Origin of the sequence: Lacisediminimonas profundi, assembly GCF_008831265.1 — a bacterium.
GTDB lineage: Bacteria > Pseudomonadota > Gammaproteobacteria > Burkholderiales > Burkholderiaceae_D > Lacisediminimonas > Lacisediminimonas profundi.
This window is the reverse complement of sequence record NZ_VTTH01000002.1, coordinates 365,213-386,820: the sequence shown is the minus strand read 5'-3', so window position 1 is coordinate 386,820 and position 21,608 is coordinate 365,213. Positions and strand designations below refer to the sequence as shown.

The following is a 21,608-nucleotide window of genomic DNA, read 5'->3' as shown; positions in this document are numbered from 1 at the left end:
ACGGGTAAATCAGCCCCGGTCCGATGCCACCGCGTGTGTCAGCGCGCTGCCATCCTGGCAGGGATGGCAGCGTCTCCGTCAGGCGCGCTCCTGCTCTTCGGCCAGCCGTATCGGGCAATCGACGCTGAGCCGGAAGCGTCCGCGGCCGGTTTTTCCGATCCGGATCGGACCATCCCGTTCTTCCAGGCGACGGCTCAGCAGGATCAGGCGGGCCTCCAGGTTGTCGCTGACATCTGGCAGTCGGATGCGGCCATCCAGACGCAGTTCGCGGTTGGTGAATTCGGTACGCTGCTTGTCGGAATAGTCCTTCAACAAGGTCCAGAAAATTGAACCGGCCACCCCCTTGATCAGATAGTCGTCACCCAGGAATATGCTGTCGTTCTCGCGGAAGTGCCTGATCAGCAGGGGGGCGGCGGCCGGCGCTGGCCCGCGTCGCGGCACCGGCGCGCGGGTAGCGCCCAAGATTTCCTCGACGTTTTCGCTTGCGCCCTGCAGCAACTGGATCGCCGTCCCCAGATGCCCGGCAACGCTCGCCAGCGCATCTTCGTCGTCGTAGCTGAAGCGCAGGTCCTGCTCGCTTTCGACGTAAAGCACGCCATGCAGCCGTTCGCCGGTAGTGATCGGGATCGCCAACTGGCTGCGTGGCTGGCACAGGCCGGGCAGGGGAATTTCGCTCTCCAGCGCATCGGCAAACTCGCTGCTGGCGGTGCTCTCGCGGATGGCGCGGCTGTACGAATATTCCGAATTCATGTGTCCGATTCGGATGGGCGTCCTTTCGCGCGCGGCGACACCGATCACGCCGTCACCCAGCGCGATTTCGGAGCCGACGCCCGATGATTGATAGCCGCGGCTGGCGACGGTGTACAGCCGGCTGCTGCTTTCATCGAACATCAACACCATCGTGTACTGGATGCCGAACTGCTGTTCGAGGCAGGCCAGGGTCTCGGCCAGCAGGCGATCGAGATCGGCGCAGGCGCTGAGCCTGGAGCTGGTGGCGCGCAATGCGGCCAGCAGGTTGCGCTGCGGCGGTGCTGCCGGCAGCGTTTCGCCCGGCACCTGCTCAATCGAGTTGACCCGGAACACGTCCGAGCCGAGCAAGCGGAACACGCCGCTCATGCCGGTATGCGAGGCAATCCCGGCCAATTTGGCCTTCATGCTCTCGAACAGCGGTCCCGCGGTCTCCGTACGCAGATATTCAAGGCTGAGCCGGTACTGCGCCATGCTGAGCGGACTGGTAACAATCAGCAGCGCATGCGGATTTGCCATCAGGTTGTGGCGCGTCTTGTTGAAGAACTGGTAGGAGAGCGCGACGTGATCGCTATCGACGAACTGTACCTGCGACAGGTAGGACACATTCGGCGTGCCGTCCGGCGACGCGGTCGCCATGGTGCCCGGGATAACGCCCTCCAGGCATTCGCGGATGGCATCGAGCCGGGGTCTCATGGGTTGGCTTTCAGCACTTCGCCGGCGTGCGGCCCCGGTGTCTGGGAGTACGCTTCGCCAGGCGTGAATTCGAGCGTCACGAGGTCGGCCGGCGGGACCGCCAGCAGGGTGCGGATCTGGATTTTCGAGAAGCCCATGGGCTCCAGTTCGCTGCAAAATGCATCGCGGTAGTTGCGGATGCGTTGCAGGTCGCCATCCTGCAGATCGCCGACAACGGCGTCGATACCCTTGAATTGCACGGTCCGGTGGGTGGAAGGCTGGGTGAATACGACCGCGATCGAGCCGTTATCGCGCAGGCATTGCAGCAGCGGCGCGGCCTGTACCGCGGACACGAAGATCACCAGCCGCCGTCCGTCCGGGGCAACCCGGCATCCGGTGGCGCGCGCCAGGGATGGCCGATTGTTGCGGTCGCAGCCGCCGACCGAAATGCTGACGCCGGCCTGGATGAAGGCGGCGTGGGCTGCATCCACCAATGGCGCATGAGCGTCCGTCATCGTTGTCTGGAGTGGGGTTTTGGAAAACGGGATGGATGGAATGATACAGCCGTGGAGCCGGGGGCAGCCAGAGGATCGCTGGCTGCCCCCGCATCCGGCGCGACAATATCTCCGGTTTCACTCGAAATTAAAGTCATAACTCACTGATAAAAATGAGAAGTGCACTTGCCGCCGAGCGGCCACGCGGCTCCCCCGCAGCTTTTCCCTAAGCTGCTTTTGCCTTGCCCTGCCTGCGCTGCAACACGAATATCGGCGGCGCCCACGGGTCGTCGCGCTTCTTCTTGCTGGTGATGAGGGTCAGCTCCGAAGGATCGTAGACGTCGGTGTTGTGCGTCAGCGGCGTCGTCATCAGGTACTGCGCTTCGGTGTTCTTGAGGAACTGGCCGACCAGCTGGATGTTCCGGATATCCAGGTGGGCAAACGGCTCGTCGATGAACACAAAGCCGCCAGCGCCGTCATCCGACTTCAGCAGGCCGATCAGCAGGATCAGCGATTTCATCACTTGCTGCCCGCCCGATGCCTCGCCGTCATTCATGCCGATTGCACCCTTGCCGTCGAACTTGAATCGCACATGCAGGCCGGCCTGGGACAGTTGCAGGTCATCGTTTTCCAGGCGCACCGGGTCGGCATGGACATCAATGCCAGCCAGTTCACCCAGTTCCTTGATGTTGCGGCCGTAGGTCCGGATCGTATAGCGCAGCCGCTCGATGTAGGCGCCACGGGCATTGGTCGTCGCTTCGATCGCGCGATTGTTCTGGTAGCGGCGTTCGTCCGTTTCAGCCTGGCGGGCGGCGAGCAGGGCAGCCAGCCGCGCATGCTGGTCGACCACGGTCGCATCCTTTTCCCAGTCCTCGCGGGCCAGGTCGGATTCGAGCGCGGTGATCCGCAATGCCACCTGATGCGAGTTGCGGTGCTGAGCGATCAGGGAAGTGCGGCGTTCCGGGCGGCGCCAGCTGAACGGGATGCCGCGCCAGCCATTGCGCAGTCCGGCCAACTTCAGCGCCTGTGCGCCGCGTTCTTCCTGATGCCGCTTCGTATTCTGGCGCCCGCCCGACTCGGCGTTCGCCAGCTCCTGCCTGGCCGTGTTCCAGGCCCAATCGGCGCCGGCACGGGATTCGGTGGCCGCCTTGGTGAGGGACAGCAACTCTGCCAGACGGGCGCCGACCTCCATCCGGGTAGCTTTCAGCGGCGCAACAGCGCGTTCCGCCTCCTCGAATTCGACTTCGCGGGCGACCAGTTCCCTGGCCGCATCCACGCCTTCGATGCGCGACTTGAGCGCGCCCACTTCGCCGGCCAGTTTGCTGATCTGCATGGTGAGCCGGTCGTCCTCGGCGTCCAGCTTCGGCAGCGCGGTTTGCAGCGCTGCCAGGCGCTGTGCCCGTCCGGCCTGGCCGAAGCGGTAGCGCGCCGGCTCGACAAACAGCGAGCGGCCGCCGCGCCGCTCGCGATGATAGGCGCCCGGGGTAATCCATTCCTTGTCGGCCGCCACGGCCATGCCGGCATCGACCGAATCGACGCGGGTGATCCGTGCCAGTTGCTCGACCAGCCAGCCCGGGACCGGCGCGCTGAAGCGCACCACCGACAGCAGGCTCTGGTCCTTGACCGAAGGCGCGGTGACACGATCGGGTACGATGAAATGCCCGTAGCGCTCCTTCTCGCCCAGCCGGTACGCGGCCCGGGCCTGGCTGGCGTCTTCCAGCAATACCACCGACGCATAGCTGCGCAACACGCCCTCGACGGCGCCCTGCCAGGCGGGATCCGACACTTCGACCACGTCGGGCAGCATGACGTGCTCGATGCCGGCTTCGCGCATGGCGCGCCGCATGCCGCGCACCGCCTCCGGCTCGGGCAGCGGGGCCTTGCTTTCCAGCGCAGCGATGTCGGCCCGGGTCTCCGCGATCCGGCCCTCAAGCTCCTTGCGCTGCTGCCGGAGGCGTGACAAGTCGCTCTCCTTGCCGGCCAGTTGCGCGGCGAATTCGGCGACGTCGCCACCCGCTTGTGCCGCCAGTTGCTGCAGGCGGTTCTTTTGCATCAACAGGCTTTCCTGCGGCTTGAGCTTGTCATTGAGCGCGGACAGCCGGGGCTCGAGTCCGGCCTTTTCGGTCTCCAGCGCGGCTTCATGTTTTCGGGCTTCATCCAGCGCCGCCGCGCGCTCGGCCACCTCGCCGCGTTTGCGGGCAAGTTGCTGTTCCTGTGACGCCAGCAGTTTCCTTGCGTCCCGCAATACAGCGCTGCGCTCAAGGGCTTTTTCCCGTTCCTCGTGGTATTGCAGGGCCGGCAGGATTTCCTCGCGCAGGTCGCGCCGCTCCTGGTTGATGCCTTCCCACTGGTGGTAATTCGTCACACGCAGCTTGAGCCGTTCAAGGCTGGTCTGCGAGGATTCGAGCTCTTTTTCGAAACTCTGTAGCTCGCTCTCGGTGTCGCGCTGGTGCCGTTTTGCCTCTTCATAGGCATCCAGCACTTCCTTGTCGCCGAACACCTGGAACACCAGGTCGAGCAATTGGCGCGGAGAGTATTCGCACAGCTTGTCGGTCTCGCCCTGTTCCAGGGCCAGCACTTTGGCGATCGCCGAGGACAGGCCGGCATTGGCCAGCCGCTTGCGGTAGGTATCGACGCCAAGCCAGTCGGTCGCATCCTGCACCGACTCGATCTCGACCGCGCCGCCACGCATCAGGTACTGCCGCTTCCAGTCGCCGCCGTTCTTCTGGATCTGGCAGAACAGCGTCACTTCGTCGTCGCTGAAAAATCCGGAGGTGCGGAAAGGGCGGCTCGACAGCTGTTTGCCGCTTGCCCGGTTGTCGATCACGGCGCGCAGCCAGGCGGTCTGCTGCCCCGAGTGGCGGGCGTAGTGCTTGTAGGTGCGGCCCATCGAGCAGTCCAGGCCGAACAGTGTGCGCAGTGCGTCCAGCAGGGTGGTCTTGCCCGAGCCATTCTGGCCGGCGATCGTGATGATCCTGGCGTCCAGCGGGATGTTCTTGACGCGTTGCCAGTAATCCCAGTGGACCAGTTCCAGCGATTTGATGTGAAACATGTGGTCTGGACCTTATTGCGGTTGCGGAATATCGAGGGCGATCACGTTGCTTTCCTCGTGCGTCTGCGGGCTGATATCGCGTTTGAAAATATCGGCCAGGGCGCCGTTGACCACGCGCTCCCTCAGCACGTCGGTGTCCATCATCAGGTCCAGCAAGGGTCCTTCCACGATCTGGTCGCCGCGGCGCTCGATGAAACCGAGCTTGTTGAGTTGGCCGAGGTTCATGTCGAGCCGGGTTTTCTTGCCCAGCTTGTCGCCGAAGTCGGCCAGCAGCGCGCGATAGGAAATGCCGACTGAAGCGCCGGCGGCGCGGGGCAGTGGCTTGTCCTTGCCGAACATGTCGTCCTGGTCCTCTGCGGCCTCCTGGTGCGACTCCTGTCGCTCGCGCTTGGGCAGGACGATCAAGGACCACAGGACTACCAGCAGCGCGACGCCGTCGCGCGCCAGGCCCATGTTGTTGTTCTGCCAGACTTCCCGTGCGCCGAAAACCTTGGGCTCGACCTCGCGGGCGAGGGCGAGAGCCACATGGTCGGCGTAGACGTTGTCGAGAAGTTTCAGCCCGCAGGCCGCCAGGCGCGTGTCGAGGTCGGCGCGGAACACCTCGTCGGACAGGGCCCGTTTGACCAGCTTGTCCTCGCGCGCCAGGGTCTGGTGGGCCAGCAGCCGGGCAATCAGTATCTGGGAATCGTCATTCATGTTCGGTTTGGCCTGGATTTTTCGGCATGGGATGCAGGGTGCCTGCGGAAATTGCCGCGATTTGCGGATCGGACAATCGCTTCAAGGCATCTTTGGGTCTGAACTCGAGCGGCAGCCGCGCCATGGTGGCGGTGCCTCCCTGCAATGCCGACTCACTCTCGTCGCCCAGCAATGGCAGCAGCGAAGCGCGATAGGAGGCGATGGCGAAGCTGGCCGGCAGCAGCGTTTCGTGTACCGACCGGGCTTCGCGCACTTCGCCGGCCAGCGTGGTGAGCGCGTCCAGCCACCTGCCCAGTTCCACCGGGGTGGATGCGCTGTCGGATTCGGAAATATGCACGTCCTCGCCGACAGGAAGGCCGGCATCGGCCGCCACAACCCGATCGGCAAACAGTTCGGCTTCTGCCACGTCCAGCATTTCCTGCGGCGTGATGAAGGCCGTCCTGACCGGGAAGGAGAGGGCGCCGGAAGCGATGCAGGCAAGGTCGTCCTGCTGCATCAGCCAGGTCTTGATATCGGTGGTGGACAAGCCGGACTGTCCGAGGTGGACCCGCTGGCGCTCGATCTGGTTGAGGGCGCGGGAAAACATGCCCTGCATGTTCAACAAGGCACTCTGCGCCCGGCCGATGGCCTGGGCTGCCCGGTGGGTCGCGATATCGGCCCGCGAATCCGCGGTGATCGCATGGATGATCTTCGATCCGCGCTCGACCCAGTCGCAGGCGGTGTTCCACTTCAGTTGCGCCGTGCGCAACAGGAATTCGGATCCGGAAGCGATCGCGTCGCGGAATTCCTCGGTCAGTTCGACCAGCCGCCCCAGCAGGTGGTGCAACTGTTCGGCGGTCACGCCGCCGATTGCCTGGGCACCGGCCACCTGGGACAGCAAGAAGCCGACTTCGGCGTCGTCATCGCCGGCAGTGGCCGCCAGCAGGCCTTCTATGGAAGCCAGTATGTTGCGGGCGGTCGGCGTCACCCGGTAGACCGACTGGCCCGGATCCCAGGCCAGCAGGTCATGCGAGCGCAGGCGGGACAGCACGGTTTCCAGGCTGTCCGGGTCCAGATAGCCAAGCTTGGCGTTGATGTCAGCCCGGGTCAGGGCGGTGGACTGGACCTCGGCCGCCAGTTCGCGCAATACCAGCAAGCGCACCAGCACGCTGTTGAAACCGCCATGGAACAAGGCGGTGAAGGCCTGCAACAAGGGCTGCGCCTTCCTGAGCTGGTAGACCTGTTCGATGTCCTCGGCCGGAACGTTAGACCTGAAATACGCCTGGAGGGAGCTGCCCTGGTCGTCTTCGACCGGGGCGGTGTTCGACTGCATGGTTGGTTGGTGCATTGCAACAATTTAAGCGAGCCGATCCGCCGGAAGGGCAATCGGGCTGTAACGGCGGGATTGCTGGATCAAACGCAGCGCCCGAACCCGTCCGCAGAATCTCGATATTAGATTAATAATGAATCGTAAGTTGTTGAATAAGCTATTAAACTTACAATCTGAACAAATTATACGCCGTACGGGGGCCGCCGAACGCGTCCCCCTGTACTTGTCCTGCATTCAGCCGAACCTGCGCGCCGCATCCAGCGCGAGCCCGGCACCGATGCTGCCGAACAGGTCGCCCTCCACCCTGCGGGCGTTCGGCACGACCGCCGCGATCCGTTCCCGCAGCAAGGGCACGCCGCTCGACCCGCCGGTGAAAAACACCGTGTCGACCGACTGGCTGCCCAGGTCAGCATCGCGCAGCAGGCCACGCACCGTGCTTTCCACGGATTCCGTCAGCGGGCCGATGGCGCTATTGAAGCGCTCGCGCTCCAGGACCAGCTTCTGCGACGGCGACATGCGCGGCAGGTCCAGCTCGGCTGTGGCTGTGTCGGACAGCAGGATTTTCCCTTCTTCCACCCGCAACGCCAGCCAGTGTCCGGCGCGATCCCGGATCAGTTTCAGCAACACGGCCAGTTTTTCCGGTTCGAGCGCATCGCGCTGAAGATCCTGTAATTCGCGCTCCGCGCGCGGGATGTAGGCCAGGTTGATGGTGTGCCAGGTCGCCAGGTTGAAGTAATGGCTGGACGGCATCTCGCCATTGTTCTTCAGGCGCGAGCCCAGGCCCAGCAGGGGCATCACGGACGACAGGCTCAGGTACTTGTCAAAATCAGTCCCGCCCAGGTGGACGCCGGCATTGCCGAGGATGTCATCACGGCGGTCCGGCCGGCCGGCGCGGTCCGGCCCCAGTCGCACCAGGGAGAAGTCCGAGGTGCCACCGCCGATGTCCGCAATCAGCACCAGTTCCTCCCGATTTATATGGGATTCGTACTCGAATGCGGCGGCGATCGGCTCGAACTGGAAAGCGACCTCTCGAAAACCCGCATCCAGGGCGATTTCGCGCAAGGTGTTTTCGGCCAACTGGTCGGCCTGCGGGTTGTCGTCGATGAAATGCACTGGCCGGCCCAGCACGGCGCGCTCGAAACTGCGCCCGGCGCTCGCTTCGGCGCGGCGCTTGAGTTCGGAGATGAACTGGCCGAGCAGCGCGCGGAACGGCAGTGCGCGTCCCAGCACTTCGGTCTGGCCATCCATCAGGCTGGTGCCCAGCAGGCTTTTCATGGAGCGCATCATGCGGCCTTCATAACCGGCCAGGTAGTTGGCCAGCGCCGCGCGCCCGTAACTGATCTTGTCATCTTCGGCATTGAAGAAGACGACCGATGGCAGGGTGGTGTTGCTGTTTTCCAATGCCAGCAGGGCTGGCTGGCCGGCGCGGTGCCAGCCTACGGTGGAATTGGAGGTGCCGAAATCGACGCCACATGCTTGCGTCATGCTGAAATACCCGAATCTGGAAGGGTCGCCATGATACGCGAACTACGGCCGCCGGAACGGATGCCGTTGCCAGGCTCTCGCGATCGAGGTTTGCGCCTGGCACCGCGAGGCAGCTTCCTTACTCGATGAACGCCCCCCGAAACCGGCCGACATCGACCGGCGAAACCACATCACCCTTGTTGCCCCAACTGGTCCTGATGAACGAGACCACCGCAGCGACTTCCTCGTCATTCAGCGCCGATCCGAATGGAGGCATCCCATAAGGGCGTGGATTGCCTGCAGTTGATGGAGGATAGCCACCGTTAAGAACAATACGGATGGGGTTGATGGCCGATGCGGATAGCGAGTGATTCCCGGCCAGTGGCGGATAGGCTGGCGGCATGCCGGTGCCATCCGACTTGTGGCATTCGACGCAATGCTTCTCGTAGAGCTTTGCCCCTTGCTTCAGCACCGCCTCGGTATCGCCCGACACGCGGACCGCGCCTTTTGCAGGTGCTGTATCTGCCTTCGGGATGGATTTCAGATAGGTCGTCATCGCCCCGATATCTTCCTCAGAAAGATGCTGCAGGCTCTTGCCAACCACTTCGGCCATCGGGCCGAACACCGCGCCTCGCTGCGACACGCCGGTCTTGAGCAGGCTGGCGATATCCCTGGCGTCCCAGTCACCGAGCCCGCTTCCCGCATCCACCGTCAGCGACGAGGCGTACCAGTTAAGCATCGGGATCATGCCGCCGGCCAGGTCGGCTTGCGCGACTGTCCCGCCAAGTGCGTTGCGGCTGGTATGGCAGGCGGCGCAATGACCCAATCCCTGTACCAGGTAGGCGCCGCGATTCCATTGCGCAGTCTTGTTCGCTTCCGCCCTGTATTCGCCTGGCGTGAAATAGAGCGTGCGCCAGAACGCCAGCAGGATTCGCTGGTTGTAGGGGAACCTCAGCTCATGCTGTTTGTTCGCTTGCTGCACTGGGGGCAGGGTCCGGAACCAGGCGTACATGGCGTCTGCGTCCGCCCGCGTGACCTTGGTGTAATTCGGATACGGAAAGGCCGGATACAGGAACTGGCCATCCTTCGACTTGCCGGCATGGATGGCGCGCCAGAAGTCATCTGCGCTCCATGTGCCAATCCCGGTCTCGCGGTCGGGCGTGAGGTTGGACGAGTAGATGTTGCCGAACGGCGTCGCGATCGCGCGTCCGCCTGCATACTCCTTTCCACCTCGCTCGGTGTGGCAGGCCATGCAATTGCCGGCCCGCGCCAGGTATTCGCCACGCTTTAGCTGCCCGGCAGTGTCCGCCACCGGCATGCTGGCGTGTTCGCTTGCGGGATCGCGGAACATGTCGATCCCGATCACCATCAGGGGCACCAGGATCACGGCAGCCAGGGCGATAAATAAAATGCGCTTCATGGAACGACTCATTTCGGTTGCGGTGCGCTGCCACAAGCAAGCGGCAGCTTGGCTGAAAGGGCGGGAGCAGGGGCCATGTCGGCTGGAATCGGCTGCGATGCGAGCCAGGCCGATACGGCACCGATGTCTTCCGGGGTCAGCTTTGCGCTGATCTGCCCCATGCAGTCCGGTGCCGTCGCCCTGCGCGCTCCCGTCTTCCACGCGCCGAATTGCGAGTTCAGGTAGTCGCGTGGCAGGCCCAGCAGGCCCGGAGTGGCAGGGAGCACGCCGGTCAGGTTCTGGCCATGACAGGCAATGCAGGCCGGGATGTTCTTCGACGGGTCGCCGCGCAAGGCAAGCACCCGTCCGCGCTCCAGTACCCGGGCCGGCAGCGTGCTTGCCTGCGGCGCCGGATAGGGCGGATGAAGCGTTGAAAAGTAGTTCGCCAGTTCCTGCAGGTAGTCGTCAGACATGTGGCCGACCATGTAAGTCATTTGCGGATACTGCCGCCGGCCTTCCCGAAAATTCAGCAACTGGTTGTACAGGTAGCCGGCCGGCTTGCCGGCAATGCGGGGGAAATATCCTTCGCTGGTCGCCCGGCCTTCCTTGCCGTGACAGGCGGCACAGGCCACTGCCCGCTGCGCGATGCTGTCGTGAAGCTGTGCCGGCAGTTGGGTCGGCTGCAATGCGAGCGCAGTGCAGGGCACCAGTGCCGGGACGGCGGCCGAAATGCACAGCAGGAGTAATTTTCGGGACATCGAGCGCAAAGGGGAGCGCTGGCCGGAGTGCTCGCGGTTGTGCTCACTGATATCGGCTGGTTTGGTATTTTTCATCTAAGGGCTACAAGCTTGTGTTGCAGGAGTTCCCGATCGGAGCGGCATGCTGTGGATGTGCAATGGGCACTCTGCGCGGTACCGTATTGTGCGCAAGACGGGTGTCATGTAACAGATGCAGTGCCATGTTTTTTCACCATATCAGATGCAATCTGCCACGCACATTGGACAAGTTCTCGGGCACTGATACCGGCTCATTGTGCGGCGTCAGGCGTCAGACGCTGGCAATCTCCCATCTGATATGTAAAACTTTCGCGCTTCTGCATCTGTTTTTGGGTGGGGATAAGCGGCACCATCATCCCCATGGAAAATAAAGTCACTGAAAAACCGGCTACGCGCTCTTTCAGCGCCACGATGCTGGCGGTTGCGTGGTCATTCATCGGCCTGCGCAGGAAAAAGGATTTCGATCAGGACGTCGGCGGACTCAATCCGCTGTACGTGCTGTTCGCCGGCCTGGCAGGGACGGCCATCTTTGTCGGGTCGCTGATTGCGATCGTTCATTTCGTCGTGCCGTGACGCTTGCCGGTTTGCCGATCGCGGATTGAGGTCCAAATCGAGATCCACAGGATGCCCCATTCATGAAGCGCTACGAGGTACTGGCCGACGAGATAGCGCAGTCTATCCACAGCGGCGTGATGAAACCGGGGGATCGATTGCCGTCGGTCAGGCAGGCCAGCGCGAACAGGGCAGTCAGCCCTTCCACCGTGTTCGAGGCCTATTACCTGCTCGAAGCCCGCGGGCTGATCCGCGCCCGCGAGCGCTCTGGCTACTATGTCATCGACCGCGCGAAACCGCTGCTGCCCGAGCCGGAAATTTCTTCCGGCCCTGACGGCGGATCGACCTCGGTCGACGTCAGCAACCTGGTATTCGAGGTGCTGGAGTCGGCCAGGGCCAGGGATGTGGTCCCGTTCGGATCAGCGTTTCCGAGCCCGCTGTTGTTTCCGCTGCAGCGGCTGGCGCGCTCGATGGCATCCAGCGTGCGCGCCATGGACCCATGGAACACGGTTGATGACCTGACGCCCGGCAATGCCGGCCTGCGCCGTCAGGTTGCGCTGCGCTACCTGGCCGACGGGCTTCATGTACATACCGACGAAATCGTCATCACCAACGGTGCGCTCGAGGCGCTCAACTTGTGCCTGGAAGCGGTAGCGCGTCCTGGTGACTGCGTGATCATTGAATCCCCGACCTTCTACGCAGCGCTGCAGGCACTGGAACGGATCGGCCTGAGCGCAATTGAAGTGCCGACTCATCCGCGCGAAGGCATCGACCTGGATGCACTGGCGCTGGCGCTGGAGCGCCACCAGCCCAAGGCATGCTGGCTGATGACCAATTTCCAGAATCCGCTCGGCAGCCTGATGTCGGACGAGAAAAAGAAAGCCGTGGTCGAAATGCTGGCTGCACACGAGGTGCCACTGATCGAGGATGACGTCTACGGCGAGCTGTACTTTGGCAGCAAGCGCCCGGTTTCGGCGAAGGCCTTCGATACCAGGGGAATGGTCATGCATTGTTCGTCGTTCTCCAAGAGCCTGGCACCGGGCTACCGGATCGGATGGGCGGCGGCAGGCAAGTTTACGCGGGACGTCTCCAGGCTGAAACTGACGACCACGCTCTCGGCTTCCGCGCCTGCACAGGCGGCGCTGGCTGACTACCTGGAAAAAGGCGGCTATGACAAGCATCTGCGGCAGCTGCGCCATGTGCTTGCAGCCCAGCAAAGCGCGATGATCCAGGCAGTGGTGCGCCATTTCCCGCGCGGGACCAAAGCGACCAGGCCGGCCGGCGGCTACTTTTTATGGATCGAACTGCCGGGCAATGTGAATACGCTGCAGATTCATCGACAGGCGCTGTCGCTGGGGATCAGCATCGCGCCGGGGCCGATGTTTTCGGCGCGGCGCGCGTTCACCAATTGCCTGCGCCTGAACTATGGCCATCCGTGGGACGCGCGGGCGGAGGCTGCGATCACGACGCTGGGGCAACTGGTCAGCGCCAGTATTTGAACCCTGATCTGAGCCTTGATCTGCGCCGTGATGTGAGCCTTGTTGGCCAGAGCGCTCCGCATGCCTGATCGCTGCAAGGTGAACGACGCAAGCGCTCGATTCATGCGTCAACGAGCATGAAAGGTAAGGCAATTCGCCTGTTCGGCAGTCCGACCGACCGCGATGACATCCGCATGACACTCATAGTCCGTGTTGTGCTGGCATAGGGACACCTTGCATGCTCCCACGCCGGCGATCTGGTGCTTCGCCTTCGTGTGGAAGGTTTCCGGAGCAGGAAGATTGAAATAGGTGTCACAGCCCGGATGCACGCCGTCGCCGACAGTAATGGCGCGGGCATGGCAATCGCTGTTCCGGTTGTAGACACACTCTACGGCCGAACATCCCGACACCAGGGGCATCTCGATTGAAACCTGCTTCATGGCAATCTCCTTGGATGTTTGATTGAAGTGGACATGAAAAGCTACGCCGCTGGATCACACGGTGATTGATTTCAATCAGGGACGTGCTGCGTGGCCGATTCGCTTGAGAGTCGCTTGGGCGTCCAGGCGCCGTCCTCCCTTGAGGTCGTTTCTTACCGGCTATACCTTCGGCCAGAACGGCCAAAATTCCCTCAGGTTTCCCCCGAACATCCGGCCAGTGACGCTCTCGGCGTCTATCCCTCGGAACCTCCCGGCACGGGCCATTCAATGCATTTTTGACAGCTTTCTCATGCGAAACCACCGGTTGTGAATGATCCGCCTGACGGTTGACACAGACAGAAAACAAGATGTATTGTTATAACAAGCGTACAAGTTGAGGGCCCGAAGGTGACAAGCAAGCTACAGGCGAATAGCCCCATTACGTTGTATTACCAGCTGGAATTGTTGCTTCGCGAACGGATCGAGTCCGGCGAGCTGAAGCCGGGGGAGTCTTTGCCAAGTGAAAATTCATTGGCAGAGATGTTCAATGTCAGCCGCATCACCGTCCGCCGTGCGTTCGACCGGCTGGAGGAGGACGGACTGATCATTCGACGCCGGGGGGCGCGCACCATCCTTTCCCCGAAAATTTCGCTCATGCCCAAAGGCGAACGGCCCCGCGGCGACTTTCGTGGCTTCGAAGACGAGTTGCATGACCTCGGAATCCGTCCCAATGCCGCCATCCTGGAGGTCAGCGAGGGGGCGCCCCCATCATTCATCGCTTCGCTCCTGGACCTGCCCCCCGGTGCCGAGGCCGTTCGCATCCGACGGCTTGGCCGGGCCGGCGAGCAACCGCTCTGGATAGAGTCCCGATATTTTCCTCTCGATGTGGGCCGCGAACTTGTGAAGGCAGATCTCGGCAAGGGCTCGATCCTGACCCTTATCAACCAGGTCGGCTACCAGGTGGCCGAGGTCGAGATGCATTTGCAGGCGGTGATCGCCACGCCCAGGCAATCGCAGCTTCTTGCGATCTCGTCCAATGATGCGCTGTTATTGCACCAATCCGTTTCCAGGACCGAAGACCGCCGGGTAATCCAGGTGGCAAGGGTGTATCTCCGCGGGGATCTGTACAAGCTGGTCCTGAATGCGAAGCCGCAGAAAAATTCTCCTGGCCTGGCATTGACAAGTGGCGGCTATCTGGTCGGAGGGAGCAGTTTGATCGTAGAGGGCCTGAATGCTGAAAAATCCGCCGATTAGACGGCAGGGCAAGAATAATCTTTGACTTTATTAGGAACACCATGATTATCGATTCGCATACTCACATATTCCCGAATCTGGAAGGTGCTTCCAGCGGGGAAGATAAATCATTCCCGTTGCTGTATCTCCAGAAATTCGTTTCCGAATCGCCGGCGCAAGCAGTGCGCCGGTTGAAAGACAACGCAATCATCGAAGACCGCACACAGTGGGCCATGTGGGATCCAAATGATCCGAGCCCGAATGGTGCCTATGACGTGAATTTCCGCCTTGGTGAATTCGGACGCCTGGTCTGGACCACGAAGGGAACTGACTATTTCATGCATCTGTATGGCCCTAACCTGCAGAAGCTGACGTCGCCACCTGAGTTCCTGATCGCCCAGATGGATTATGCCGGCGTTGGGATGGCGGTCCTGCAAAATGCCTGGATTTATGGGCAGATGAATGACTATTTTTCAGATGCAATGAAAAAATATCCGGGACGATTCGTCGGCTCGGTGCAAATCAGCGAAGCATTTGCAGATTCTGAAGTCCAGATCCGGGAGCTCCGCAGGGGTGTCCTCGAACTCGGCCTGAAGGCCTTGTATTACGCAAACGCGAGGTTTTTCGAGAACGGCTACAGCAGCTATTTTGACGATCCGAAATTCCATCCATTCTGGAATGAAGTTCGTGATCTTGGAATCCCTGTGTACTGGGATCTCGTCGCCCTGAAAGAGCCGGGTCATAGCGCCGAAACGCCATACGACCGCTTCTCCCATCAAATGCACCGGTTTGAAAACTGGCGCCGCAATTTCCCGGAAATTCCGTGCATCCTGGTTCATGGCGTGCCGCTGCGCTATGTCCGCAAGGGCGATCAGCTGATGGATATTCCTGACGAGCTCTGGAACATCTGGAAGCAGCCGAATGTGTACCTGGAGCTGCTGTTCCCGATGCAGGTCAGTCATCCGACGCCGGGCGGGACAATCTGGGACTACCCGTACACCGAGGTCCATCCGATCATCAAGGATCTTTACGCGAAACTGGGTCCGGACAAGTTGCTATGGGGATCGGATCTGCCGAATCTCGAACGTAATTGCACATACAAGCAGGGCAGGCAATATCTGGAACGGCATTGCCCATTCCTTTCGGAAAGCGACAAAGCGCTGCTTTTCTCCGGCAATGTGGCACGCCTGCTGAAGCTGTAATTTCATATTCACAAAATAATCCAATACTGATATGAGCCTGAATAAAGAAACCGTATTTGCACCAGATGCACCGAAAGGCCGGGGGCCATTCCCGCAAGCGGTTAAATACAACAATCAATTATTCGTTTCCGGCCAGGGTCCGCTTGACCCTGTTACCAATACGCCAGTGACGGGAACGTTCGAGAGCGAAGTGCACCTGACGATTCAAAACATCAAGAAAATCGCGGCGGCAGCTGATTGCGACTTGACGGATGCATTGAAATTAACTGTCTATCTGACCGAGCTTTCTAATATCCCGAAATTCAACGAGATTTATATTCAGTATTTCTCGGAGCCGTATCCCGCACGAACTCTCGTACAGGCGGGGCTAAGAGGAATTCAGGTGGAGATCGACGCAACATTCATCTGTCGATAGCAGGCCCTTTTCGATGTTGCAGTCCAGCGTGCATGAAGTTTTTTACCCATATCAATGAAATTTATAAAGGCGACAAAAATGGTGAAGGCATTTGGAAAGACGGTATTGGCCGGTATGGTGGCGGCTACATTCCTGGTGGGCTGTGACAGCGGCTCGAAAGACACGCCGATCAAGCTGGGCGTCATTGCACCACTGAGCGGCGGCGGTACCTCATACGGCCTTGGCATCAAGCAAGGCGCGGAAATGGCCGTCGAGGAAATCAATGCGGCGGGCGGCGTCAACGGCAGGAAAATCAATCTGGTCGTCGTTGATGACGCCAGCGATCCTGCACAGAGCGTAACCGCCATGAAACGGCTGGTCGACAACGAGAAAGTTGACGTCATCGTCGGTGGCTGGGGCTCGTCCCAGGTCCTCGCCCATCAGGGTACGGTAGAGAAAGAGGGCGTGCCTTACGTGATCGTCGGCGCAACCAACCCGAAAATCACGAAAGAGGGCAACAAATGGTCCTTCCGTGTCATTCAGACGGACAGCATTCAATCGGTTGAGATCGCCGAAGCTGCGGTCAAGAAGCTGAACCTGAAGAAAATCGCCGTGATCTTTGATTCCAATGATTATGGAACTGGCAATAAAGAAGTGTTCGTCAAGCATTTGAAGAGCTTGGGGGTCGATCCGGTCGCGATGGAAACTTTCAAGACCAATGACAAGGACTTCATTGCCCAACTGAGCAAGATCAAGGAAGCGCAGCCGGATGGCATCGCCGTGTTCGGAACGATCCCGGCCGCACCGGCCATCATGTCGCAGGCACGTGGACTGGGGATCACCGCGCGCTTCATCGGTACCGGTGGGCTGGCCAACGAGCAGCTGATGGAGCTCGGCCGCCAGGCAACCGAGGGCACGGTCCTGACGACCTATTTCCATGAAGACTCGGACGCCGAGGCCGGTGCATGGGGCAAGCGCTACACCGCGAAGTACACGTCCGGCGCAAGCGCACCACGTCCGGTCCTGGCTGCTTGGGAATACCGCACGATCTCGCAGATCGTGGCCCCTGTGCTGAAAACCGCCGGTTCCGACAAGGAAAAGATTCGTGCAGGCCTCGAGTCCTTCAATGGCAAGGTGTTTGGCGTGGCTGATGCCGTGTCTTTCGACAAGAGCCATCAGCTTGTTCAGCGATCCGTATTGGTTGAAGTCAAAGACGGCAAGTTTGCATTGTTCTCGAAATAATCAGGCATGCGGCATTTTGTTGAATTTTCAAATCAGAACTAACGATAACCGAGGCTGAGTAATACTCATGTTCCCACAGCTGCTTGTTCAAGGGATTGCGACCGGTGCAGTATATGCACTGGTCGGTCTCGGCTTCACAATGGTATTTCGCACATTGAATCAGGTCATATTCTCGCAAGGTCACGTCTTCATGGCGGGATCCTTTCTTGGATTTGCGATTGTGTCGAAATTTCCAGTTGGTCCGGTCACGGCGATTTTGATGGTTGCCGTGGCTGGATTCATTTTCGGAATCATACTGGACCGACTTGCGTTCCGAAAATTGTATTCCGCCAACCACATGAATTTCGTGATTGCAACGATCGGTCTGGGGATCGTGCTTCAGAACGGGATTCGAATTTTCTATCCTGAACCAGTCAAGTACCCGGCACTGTTCGGTACCAAGGTGTACGAGTTTTCAGGAATACGCATCGCCGAGCCTTTCTTCTGGGTCGTTGGCGTGGCACTCATCGCTGTCACCCTGCTTCACCTGTTTTTTACCTATTCAAGGCATGGGCGGGCATTACGGGCTGTGGCCTCTGACCGGGTTGTCGCATCCGCGATGGGAATTAACGTGAATCTGGCGATCATGATGATTTTCGCCATCAGCACATCGGTGGCGGCGATTGGTGGTTTGTTGATCGGACCGCTTTATTACGCATCCTTTGACATGGGCGACATGGTCGGCTTGAAAGCCTTCTCGGCAGCGATTATCGGTGGCATTAATAGTGTTCCAGGAACAATCGTTGGTGGAATCATCATCGGCGTATTGGAGAACTTGTCAGCCGGATATATCAGCTCCGCCTATAAAGACGCCGTAGTTTTCGCGGTATTGATAATCATGTTGCTGGTACGCCCGCACGGACTGTTCGGTCGCGCTATCCCAACGAAGGTATGACGAAAACAATGAGCATCTCAATTTCAAAAACAGCGAAAATAAATCTCTTCGCGATAGGGCTTCTTGCGGTTCTGTTGTTCCCGATCCTGGGGCCGAAATACATCGTCCATATTGGCGTAATGGTCGCCATCAACGGTATCGCCGTGCTGGGCCTGGGGATCCTGGGAGGCTACGCTGGGCAGACATCTCTGGGCCAGGCGGCTTTCTACGGGATCGGCGCCTACGTATCTGCCTTGCTTGCCATCAATTTTGGCGTGCCATTCTGGATTGGCATCCTTGCGGCGGCTGCCGTTACCGGCTTGGCCGGCCTGGCGGTGGGCGTGCCGACACTTCGGGTCTCCGGGCTGTATCTCGTCATGGTGACCATTGGCGTGTGCGAGATCGTCTCATTGGTCATGATGAATGCAACCGAGGTGACGAAGGGCGCGCAGGGCGTCTTGCAGATTCCGCCACCGATGATCGGCAGCTATGCAATCGACTCGCCGAGATCGTTCTTTTTCCTGGCCCTTGCCATGTTGGTGCTCTTCATCTGGTTGACGCTCAGGGTGATGCGGTCGCGACTGGGTTGGTACTTCAGGGCACTGAACGACAGTGAGATTGCGGCGACCATGGTCGGTATCAACACCGTGCGCTCAAAGGTAATTGCTTTCGTGATCAGCGCCATCTGGGCTGGTATTGCAGGTTCCTTGTATGCGCATTACGTTGGCTATATCCATCCGGACAATTTCAAATTGGACCTGTCGGTGATGCTGTTGACCATGGCTGTTTTCGGTGGACAACGCAGCATCACCGGAATGCTGTTGGCCACCTTGGTTCTTACCGGGACTACCGAGTATCTCCGCAATATCGGTGAATACCGGATGGTCGCTTATGGTCTATTTTTGCTATGGGGTATGATTTATATGCCGAATGGAATTGGCCCGTATCTGAGCCGGATTCCTCAGTTGTTGCCTGAGCGCTTTCGGATCAAATCCGCGGAAGGAGTAACGCGCAAATGATACGAACTGAAGGCTTGACGATGAGATTTGGCGGGCTGACCGCGTTGAATGGCGTTTCGCTGGAGTTGCGGCCTGGTGAATTGTTCAGTGTGATTGGCCCCAACGGATCCGGCAAAAGCACATTATTCAATGTCATTACGGGTATTTACCGCCCGACGGGTGGAGAGGTTTATCTCGACAACACCCGCGTCACCGGTAAATCGCCGATGGAGTTGAATCGATCCGGCGTGGCGCGCACATTCCAGAATATCAGGCTGTTTTCCAGCATGTCGGTATTTGAAAATGTCATGACGGGCTCGATGGTGCGCTCGGAGGTGTCGTTGTTGGGTGACCTGTTTGGCTCGCGGCGCTCAAGGGATCCGCACGAAGCGGCAAGAAAGCGTGCCTGGGAGGCATTGGAGATGGTTGGCCTGACAGACAAGGCAGACCTGTCCGCAACTGAACTGTCGTACGGAGACCAGAAGCGCCTGGAAATCGCACGCGCTCTGGCGACGGATCCCAAACTGCTGATGCTGGATGAGCCCGTCGCCGGGCTTAATGCCGAAGAACGTGCCTCCATAACGCAGCTGGTAGACAGGCTGCACAAGGGCGGCATGCCCATACTTTTGATCGAACATGATATGCGAATGGTGATGGGAATCTCGGACCGCATCATGGTCCTGCATTATGGCAAAGCGATCGCCATGGGAACCCCGGCTGAAATTGCAAATGATCCAAAGGTGATTTCTGCCTATTTGGGCGAGACGGGAGCGACGGCATGATGCTGAACATTGAAAACGTTCATATCCATTATGGAATGGTGCATGCCGTTCAGGGCGTCAGCCTGAAGGTGAACCAGGGAGAGACCGTCGCCGTCCTGGGGGCGAACGGGGCAGGGAAGTCGTCCTTGCTGAACATGGTCATGGGGATCGTGGCCCCGACTTCGGGCAAAGTGGAACTCATGGGGCAGTCCATCGCCCATGTTCCGGCCCATCAGATCTGCAAGCTGGGTGTGGGTTACGTTCCGGAGGGGCGCCGTGTGTTCGCCGATCTGTCGGTCTATGAAAACCTGGCGCTGGGAGCTTACACGGTTACCAGGGGTGCGGACGTCAAGGCGAACCTGGAGCAGGCCTACGATCTTTTCCCGTTATTGAAAGAGCGGCGCAAGCAACTGGCGGGTACCTTGAGTGGCGGTGAACAACAGATGCTCGCCATGGGACGTGCGCTCATGTCCAATCCAAAGCTTCTGTTGCTGGATGAGCCTTCGCTTGGCCTGGCGCCGCTGATCATCGAAGACATATTCCACTCGCTGCAGGAAATCAACCGCCGCGGAACCACCGTCATGCTGGTTGAACAGAGCGCATATCTCGCTCTGAAAGTCGCTCATCGGGCCTACATCCTGGAATCGGGAAAGGTCAGCATTGAGGGCAATGCCGAAGAACTGAAGCAAAGCGAATCCATCCGGAAAGCTTATTTTGGAGGTTGAGCCGTGATAGCTTGTCCGGTGCGTTGATCAAACCACCGGACTGGCTTTCCCGCGCTGTTCGAATCACTTTCGCCATCCTCTCCACTTTTCCTGAAACATGAAACCAATCGTTTTTTTAACTCACGCCATTCATCCGCGCGCCATGGAACGGCTGGGCGAGGAGGCCGAAATACGGGTCGCGGATGCCTATGATGAAGCGTCATTGTGCGCCGCCATCAGCGACGCATCGGCGATCATCGTCCGGATGCCGCTTTCACCAGCGGTCATCAAAGCCGGGACCGGGCTGAAGGCCGTGGCCCGGCACGGGGTCGGCCTGGACTACATTCCGGTCGAGACCTGCACGGAATTGGGTTTGCCGGTGATCTTCACGCCGAATGCGAATACTGAATCGGTGGCAGAGCATGTACTCGGTTCCATGATCGCGCTGGCGCATTATTTCGGACCGGCAGATCGCGCTGTGCGATCGCATCAATGGGAGCGCCGCGACGGCATGGTCGGTGTCGACCTTTATGGCCGCAGCATCGGCATCGTCGGAATGGGTCGCATCGGAACGCGCGTGGCCGCGATCTGCCGCACTGCCTTCAACATGCGTGTGCTTGCTTATGATCCGCATCTCGGCCCCGATGACATTGTCCAGCGCGGCGGCGAGCCGGTGTCGTTCAAGGACATCCTGGCTCAATCAGAATTCCTGACCCTGCACCTGCCGATGAATGCGGCAACGAAACACATCATGAATGCCGAGGCGTTCGCCAACATCCGGCAGGGCGCATATCTGATCAATGCCGCGCGCGGCGGACTGGTCGATACCGCAGCGCTGGCCGAGGCGCTCAGGGCAGGGCGCGTTCGCGGTGCCTCCCTGGACGTCCTGGAGGATGAGCCGCCAAAAGCAGACAATCCCTTGCTGGGCATCGACAATGTGATCTTCACGCCGCACAGTGCAGCGCTGACCGAGGAAGCGATGCTTCGAATGGGCATGGATTCCACTGAAGATGTGCTGCGGGTTTTACGTGGCGAACCCCCTTTGAACTGCGCCAATGCAGCAGATCTGCGAGCCAGGGCCGCGGGCGCATCCCGCTGAT

20 protein-coding genes are annotated in these 21,608 nt (G+C 60.0%); 11 read left to right on the top strand and 9 right to left on the bottom strand.

The features are described 5' to 3' along the window. Positions 1-78: 78 nt before the first annotated feature. The 8 genes from FVE66_RS07450 to FVE66_RS07415 form a co-directional block, all read right to left on the bottom strand. Entirely contained in the window at positions 79-1,443 is a 1,365-nt protein-coding gene (locus FVE66_RS07450; protein ID WP_151446768.1) for a GAF domain-containing protein, read from the bottom strand. Beyond that, positions 1,440-1,937 (bottom strand): pyridoxamine 5'-phosphate oxidase family protein, encoded by a 498-nt coding sequence (locus FVE66_RS07445; protein WP_151446767.1) that lies wholly within the window; start codon positions 1,935-1,937, stop codon positions 1,440-1,442. The genes FVE66_RS07450 and FVE66_RS07445 overlap by 4 nt, the downstream gene beginning before the upstream one ends. A gap of 205 nt (positions 1,938-2,142) precedes the next feature. Further along, the gene (locus tag FVE66_RS07440) at positions 2,143-4,968 is read right to left on the bottom strand and encodes an ATP-binding protein (RefSeq protein WP_151446766.1); all 2,826 of its coding nucleotides are present in this window, start codon (positions 4,966-4,968) and stop codon (positions 2,143-2,145) included. A gap of 12 nt (positions 4,969-4,980) precedes the next feature. After that, the gene (locus FVE66_RS07435; RefSeq protein WP_241673080.1) at positions 4,981-5,664 is read right to left on the bottom strand and encodes a hypothetical protein; all 684 of its coding nucleotides are present in this window, start codon (positions 5,662-5,664) and stop codon (positions 4,981-4,983) included. Further along, entirely contained in the window at positions 5,657-6,976 is a 1,320-nt protein-coding gene (locus FVE66_RS07430; RefSeq protein ID WP_151446765.1) for a hypothetical protein, read from the bottom strand. Before FVE66_RS07430 ends, FVE66_RS07435 begins: the two co-directional genes overlap by 8 nt. A gap of 231 nt (positions 6,977-7,207) precedes the next feature. Further along, entirely contained in the window at positions 7,208-8,458 is a 1,251-nt protein-coding gene (locus FVE66_RS07425) for an Hsp70 family protein (RefSeq protein ID WP_151446764.1), read from the bottom strand. A 118-nt stretch (positions 8,459-8,576) separates the two neighbouring features. Beyond that, a complete protein-coding gene (locus FVE66_RS07420; protein WP_151446763.1) occupies positions 8,577-9,857 on the bottom strand; it encodes a c-type cytochrome in 1,281 nt (426 codons plus the stop codon). Between the two features lie 8 nt (positions 9,858-9,865). After that, positions 9,866-10,594, bottom strand: coding sequence for a c-type cytochrome (locus tag FVE66_RS07415; RefSeq protein WP_151447242.1), 729 nt, complete (start codon positions 10,592-10,594; stop codon positions 9,866-9,868). 378 nt (positions 10,595-10,972) lie between these two features. On the opposite strand from FVE66_RS07415, the gene FVE66_RS07410 reads away from it, so the two are divergent. Together FVE66_RS07410 and FVE66_RS07405 are read left to right on the top strand one after the other, a co-directional pair. Next, on the top strand, positions 10,973-11,185 hold the full coding sequence (locus FVE66_RS07410; protein ID WP_151446762.1) for a DUF2970 domain-containing protein: 213 nt from the start codon (positions 10,973-10,975) through the stop codon (positions 11,183-11,185). A 62-nt stretch (positions 11,186-11,247) separates the two neighbouring features. Continuing rightward, complete coding sequence (locus FVE66_RS07405) at positions 11,248-12,663, top strand: aminotransferase-like domain-containing protein (protein ID WP_151446761.1); 1,416 nt, start codon at positions 11,248-11,250, stop codon at positions 12,661-12,663. A gap of 107 nt (positions 12,664-12,770) precedes the next feature. Here the strand turns inward: FVE66_RS07405 and FVE66_RS07400 are convergent, their stop codons facing one another. After that, the gene (locus FVE66_RS07400) at positions 12,771-13,082 is read right to left on the bottom strand and encodes a DUF1540 domain-containing protein (RefSeq protein ID WP_151446760.1); all 312 of its coding nucleotides are present in this window, start codon (positions 13,080-13,082) and stop codon (positions 12,771-12,773) included. A 387-nt stretch (positions 13,083-13,469) separates the two neighbouring features. On the opposite strand from FVE66_RS07400, the gene FVE66_RS07395 reads away from it, so the two are divergent. The 9 genes from FVE66_RS07395 to FVE66_RS07355 all read left to right on the top strand — a co-directional run bounded on the left by FVE66_RS07395 (position 13,470) and on the right by FVE66_RS07355 (position 21,607). After that, the gene (locus FVE66_RS07395; RefSeq protein WP_151446759.1) at positions 13,470-14,315 is read left to right on the top strand and encodes a GntR family transcriptional regulator; all 846 of its coding nucleotides are present in this window, start codon (positions 13,470-13,472) and stop codon (positions 14,313-14,315) included. Between the two features lie 41 nt (positions 14,316-14,356). Continuing rightward, positions 14,357-15,496, top strand: a complete 1,140-nt coding sequence (locus FVE66_RS07390; RefSeq protein WP_151446758.1) for an amidohydrolase family protein — start codon at positions 14,357-14,359, stop codon at positions 15,494-15,496. Between the two features lie 31 nt (positions 15,497-15,527). Next, positions 15,528-15,911, top strand: a complete 384-nt coding sequence (locus FVE66_RS07385) for a RidA family protein (protein ID WP_151446757.1) — start codon at positions 15,528-15,530, stop codon at positions 15,909-15,911. A 78-nt stretch (positions 15,912-15,989) separates the two neighbouring features. Next, a complete protein-coding gene (locus FVE66_RS07380) occupies positions 15,990-17,132 on the top strand; it encodes an ABC transporter substrate-binding protein (protein WP_161993216.1) in 1,143 nt (380 codons plus the stop codon). Between the two features lie 67 nt (positions 17,133-17,199). Beyond that, complete coding sequence (locus FVE66_RS07375; RefSeq protein WP_151446755.1) at positions 17,200-18,066, top strand: branched-chain amino acid ABC transporter permease; 867 nt, start codon at positions 17,200-17,202, stop codon at positions 18,064-18,066. An 8-nt stretch (positions 18,067-18,074) separates the two neighbouring features. Continuing rightward, entirely contained in the window at positions 18,075-19,064 is a 990-nt protein-coding gene (locus FVE66_RS07370; protein ID WP_161993215.1) for a branched-chain amino acid ABC transporter permease, read from the top strand. Then, positions 19,061-19,825 (top strand): ABC transporter ATP-binding protein, encoded by a 765-nt coding sequence (locus FVE66_RS07365; RefSeq protein ID WP_151446753.1) that lies wholly within the window; start codon positions 19,061-19,063, stop codon positions 19,823-19,825. Before FVE66_RS07370 ends, FVE66_RS07365 begins: the two co-directional genes overlap by 4 nt. Further along, a complete protein-coding gene (locus FVE66_RS07360; protein WP_151447241.1) occupies positions 19,825-20,529 on the top strand; it encodes an ABC transporter ATP-binding protein in 705 nt (234 codons plus the stop codon). Before FVE66_RS07365 ends, FVE66_RS07360 begins: the two co-directional genes overlap by 1 nt. A 97-nt stretch (positions 20,530-20,626) precedes the next feature. After that, positions 20,627-21,607, top strand: a complete 981-nt coding sequence (locus FVE66_RS07355; protein ID WP_151446752.1) for a hydroxyacid dehydrogenase — start codon at positions 20,627-20,629, stop codon at positions 21,605-21,607. The last annotated feature ends 1 nt before the right edge of the window (position 21,608 follow it).

Excerpts from the sequence above, each read along its gene's own strand:
- FVE66_RS07450 (WP_151446768.1), bottom strand. The coding sequence starts at position 1,443 with ATGAGACCCCGGCTCGATGCCATCCGCGAATGCCTGGAGGGCGTTATC.
- FVE66_RS07445 (WP_151446767.1), bottom strand. The coding sequence starts at position 1,937 with ATGACGGACGCTCATGCGCCATTGGTGGATGCAGCCCACGCCGCCTTC.
- FVE66_RS07440 (WP_151446766.1), bottom strand. The coding sequence starts at position 4,968 with ATGTTTCACATCAAATCGCTGGAACTGGTCCACTGGGATTACTGGCAA.
- FVE66_RS07435 (WP_241673080.1), bottom strand. The coding sequence starts at position 5,664 with ATGAATGACGATTCCCAGATACTGATTGCCCGGCTGCTGGCCCACCAG.
- FVE66_RS07430 (WP_151446765.1), bottom strand. The coding sequence starts at position 6,976 with ATGCAGTCGAACACCGCCCCGGTCGAAGACGACCAGGGCAGCTCCCTC.
- FVE66_RS07425 (WP_151446764.1), bottom strand. The coding sequence starts at position 8,458 with ATGACGCAAGCATGTGGCGTCGATTTCGGCACCTCCAATTCCACCGTA.
- FVE66_RS07420 (WP_151446763.1), bottom strand. The coding sequence starts at position 9,857 with ATGAAGCGCATTTTATTTATCGCCCTGGCTGCCGTGATCCTGGTGCCC.
- FVE66_RS07415 (WP_151447242.1), bottom strand. The coding sequence starts at position 10,594 with ATGTCCCGAAAATTACTCCTGCTGTGCATTTCGGCCGCCGTCCCGGCA.
- FVE66_RS07410 (WP_151446762.1), top strand. The coding sequence starts at position 10,973 with ATGGAAAATAAAGTCACTGAAAAACCGGCTACGCGCTCTTTCAGCGCC.
- FVE66_RS07405 (WP_151446761.1), top strand. The coding sequence starts at position 11,248 with ATGAAGCGCTACGAGGTACTGGCCGACGAGATAGCGCAGTCTATCCAC.
- FVE66_RS07400 (WP_151446760.1), bottom strand. The coding sequence starts at position 13,082 with ATGAAGCAGGTTTCAATCGAGATGCCCCTGGTGTCGGGATGTTCGGCC.
- FVE66_RS07390 (WP_151446758.1), top strand. The coding sequence starts at position 14,357 with ATGATTATCGATTCGCATACTCACATATTCCCGAATCTGGAAGGTGCT.
- FVE66_RS07385 (WP_151446757.1), top strand. The coding sequence starts at position 15,528 with ATGAGCCTGAATAAAGAAACCGTATTTGCACCAGATGCACCGAAAGGC.
- FVE66_RS07380 (WP_161993216.1), top strand. The coding sequence starts at position 15,990 with ATGGTGAAGGCATTTGGAAAGACGGTATTGGCCGGTATGGTGGCGGCT.
- FVE66_RS07375 (WP_151446755.1), top strand. The coding sequence starts at position 17,200 with ATGTTCCCACAGCTGCTTGTTCAAGGGATTGCGACCGGTGCAGTATAT.
- FVE66_RS07370 (WP_161993215.1), top strand. The coding sequence starts at position 18,075 with ATGAGCATCTCAATTTCAAAAACAGCGAAAATAAATCTCTTCGCGATA.
- FVE66_RS07365 (WP_151446753.1), top strand. The coding sequence starts at position 19,061 with ATGATACGAACTGAAGGCTTGACGATGAGATTTGGCGGGCTGACCGCG.
- FVE66_RS07360 (WP_151447241.1), top strand. The coding sequence starts at position 19,825 with ATGCTGAACATTGAAAACGTTCATATCCATTATGGAATGGTGCATGCC.
- FVE66_RS07355 (WP_151446752.1), top strand. The coding sequence starts at position 20,627 with ATGAAACCAATCGTTTTTTTAACTCACGCCATTCATCCGCGCGCCATG.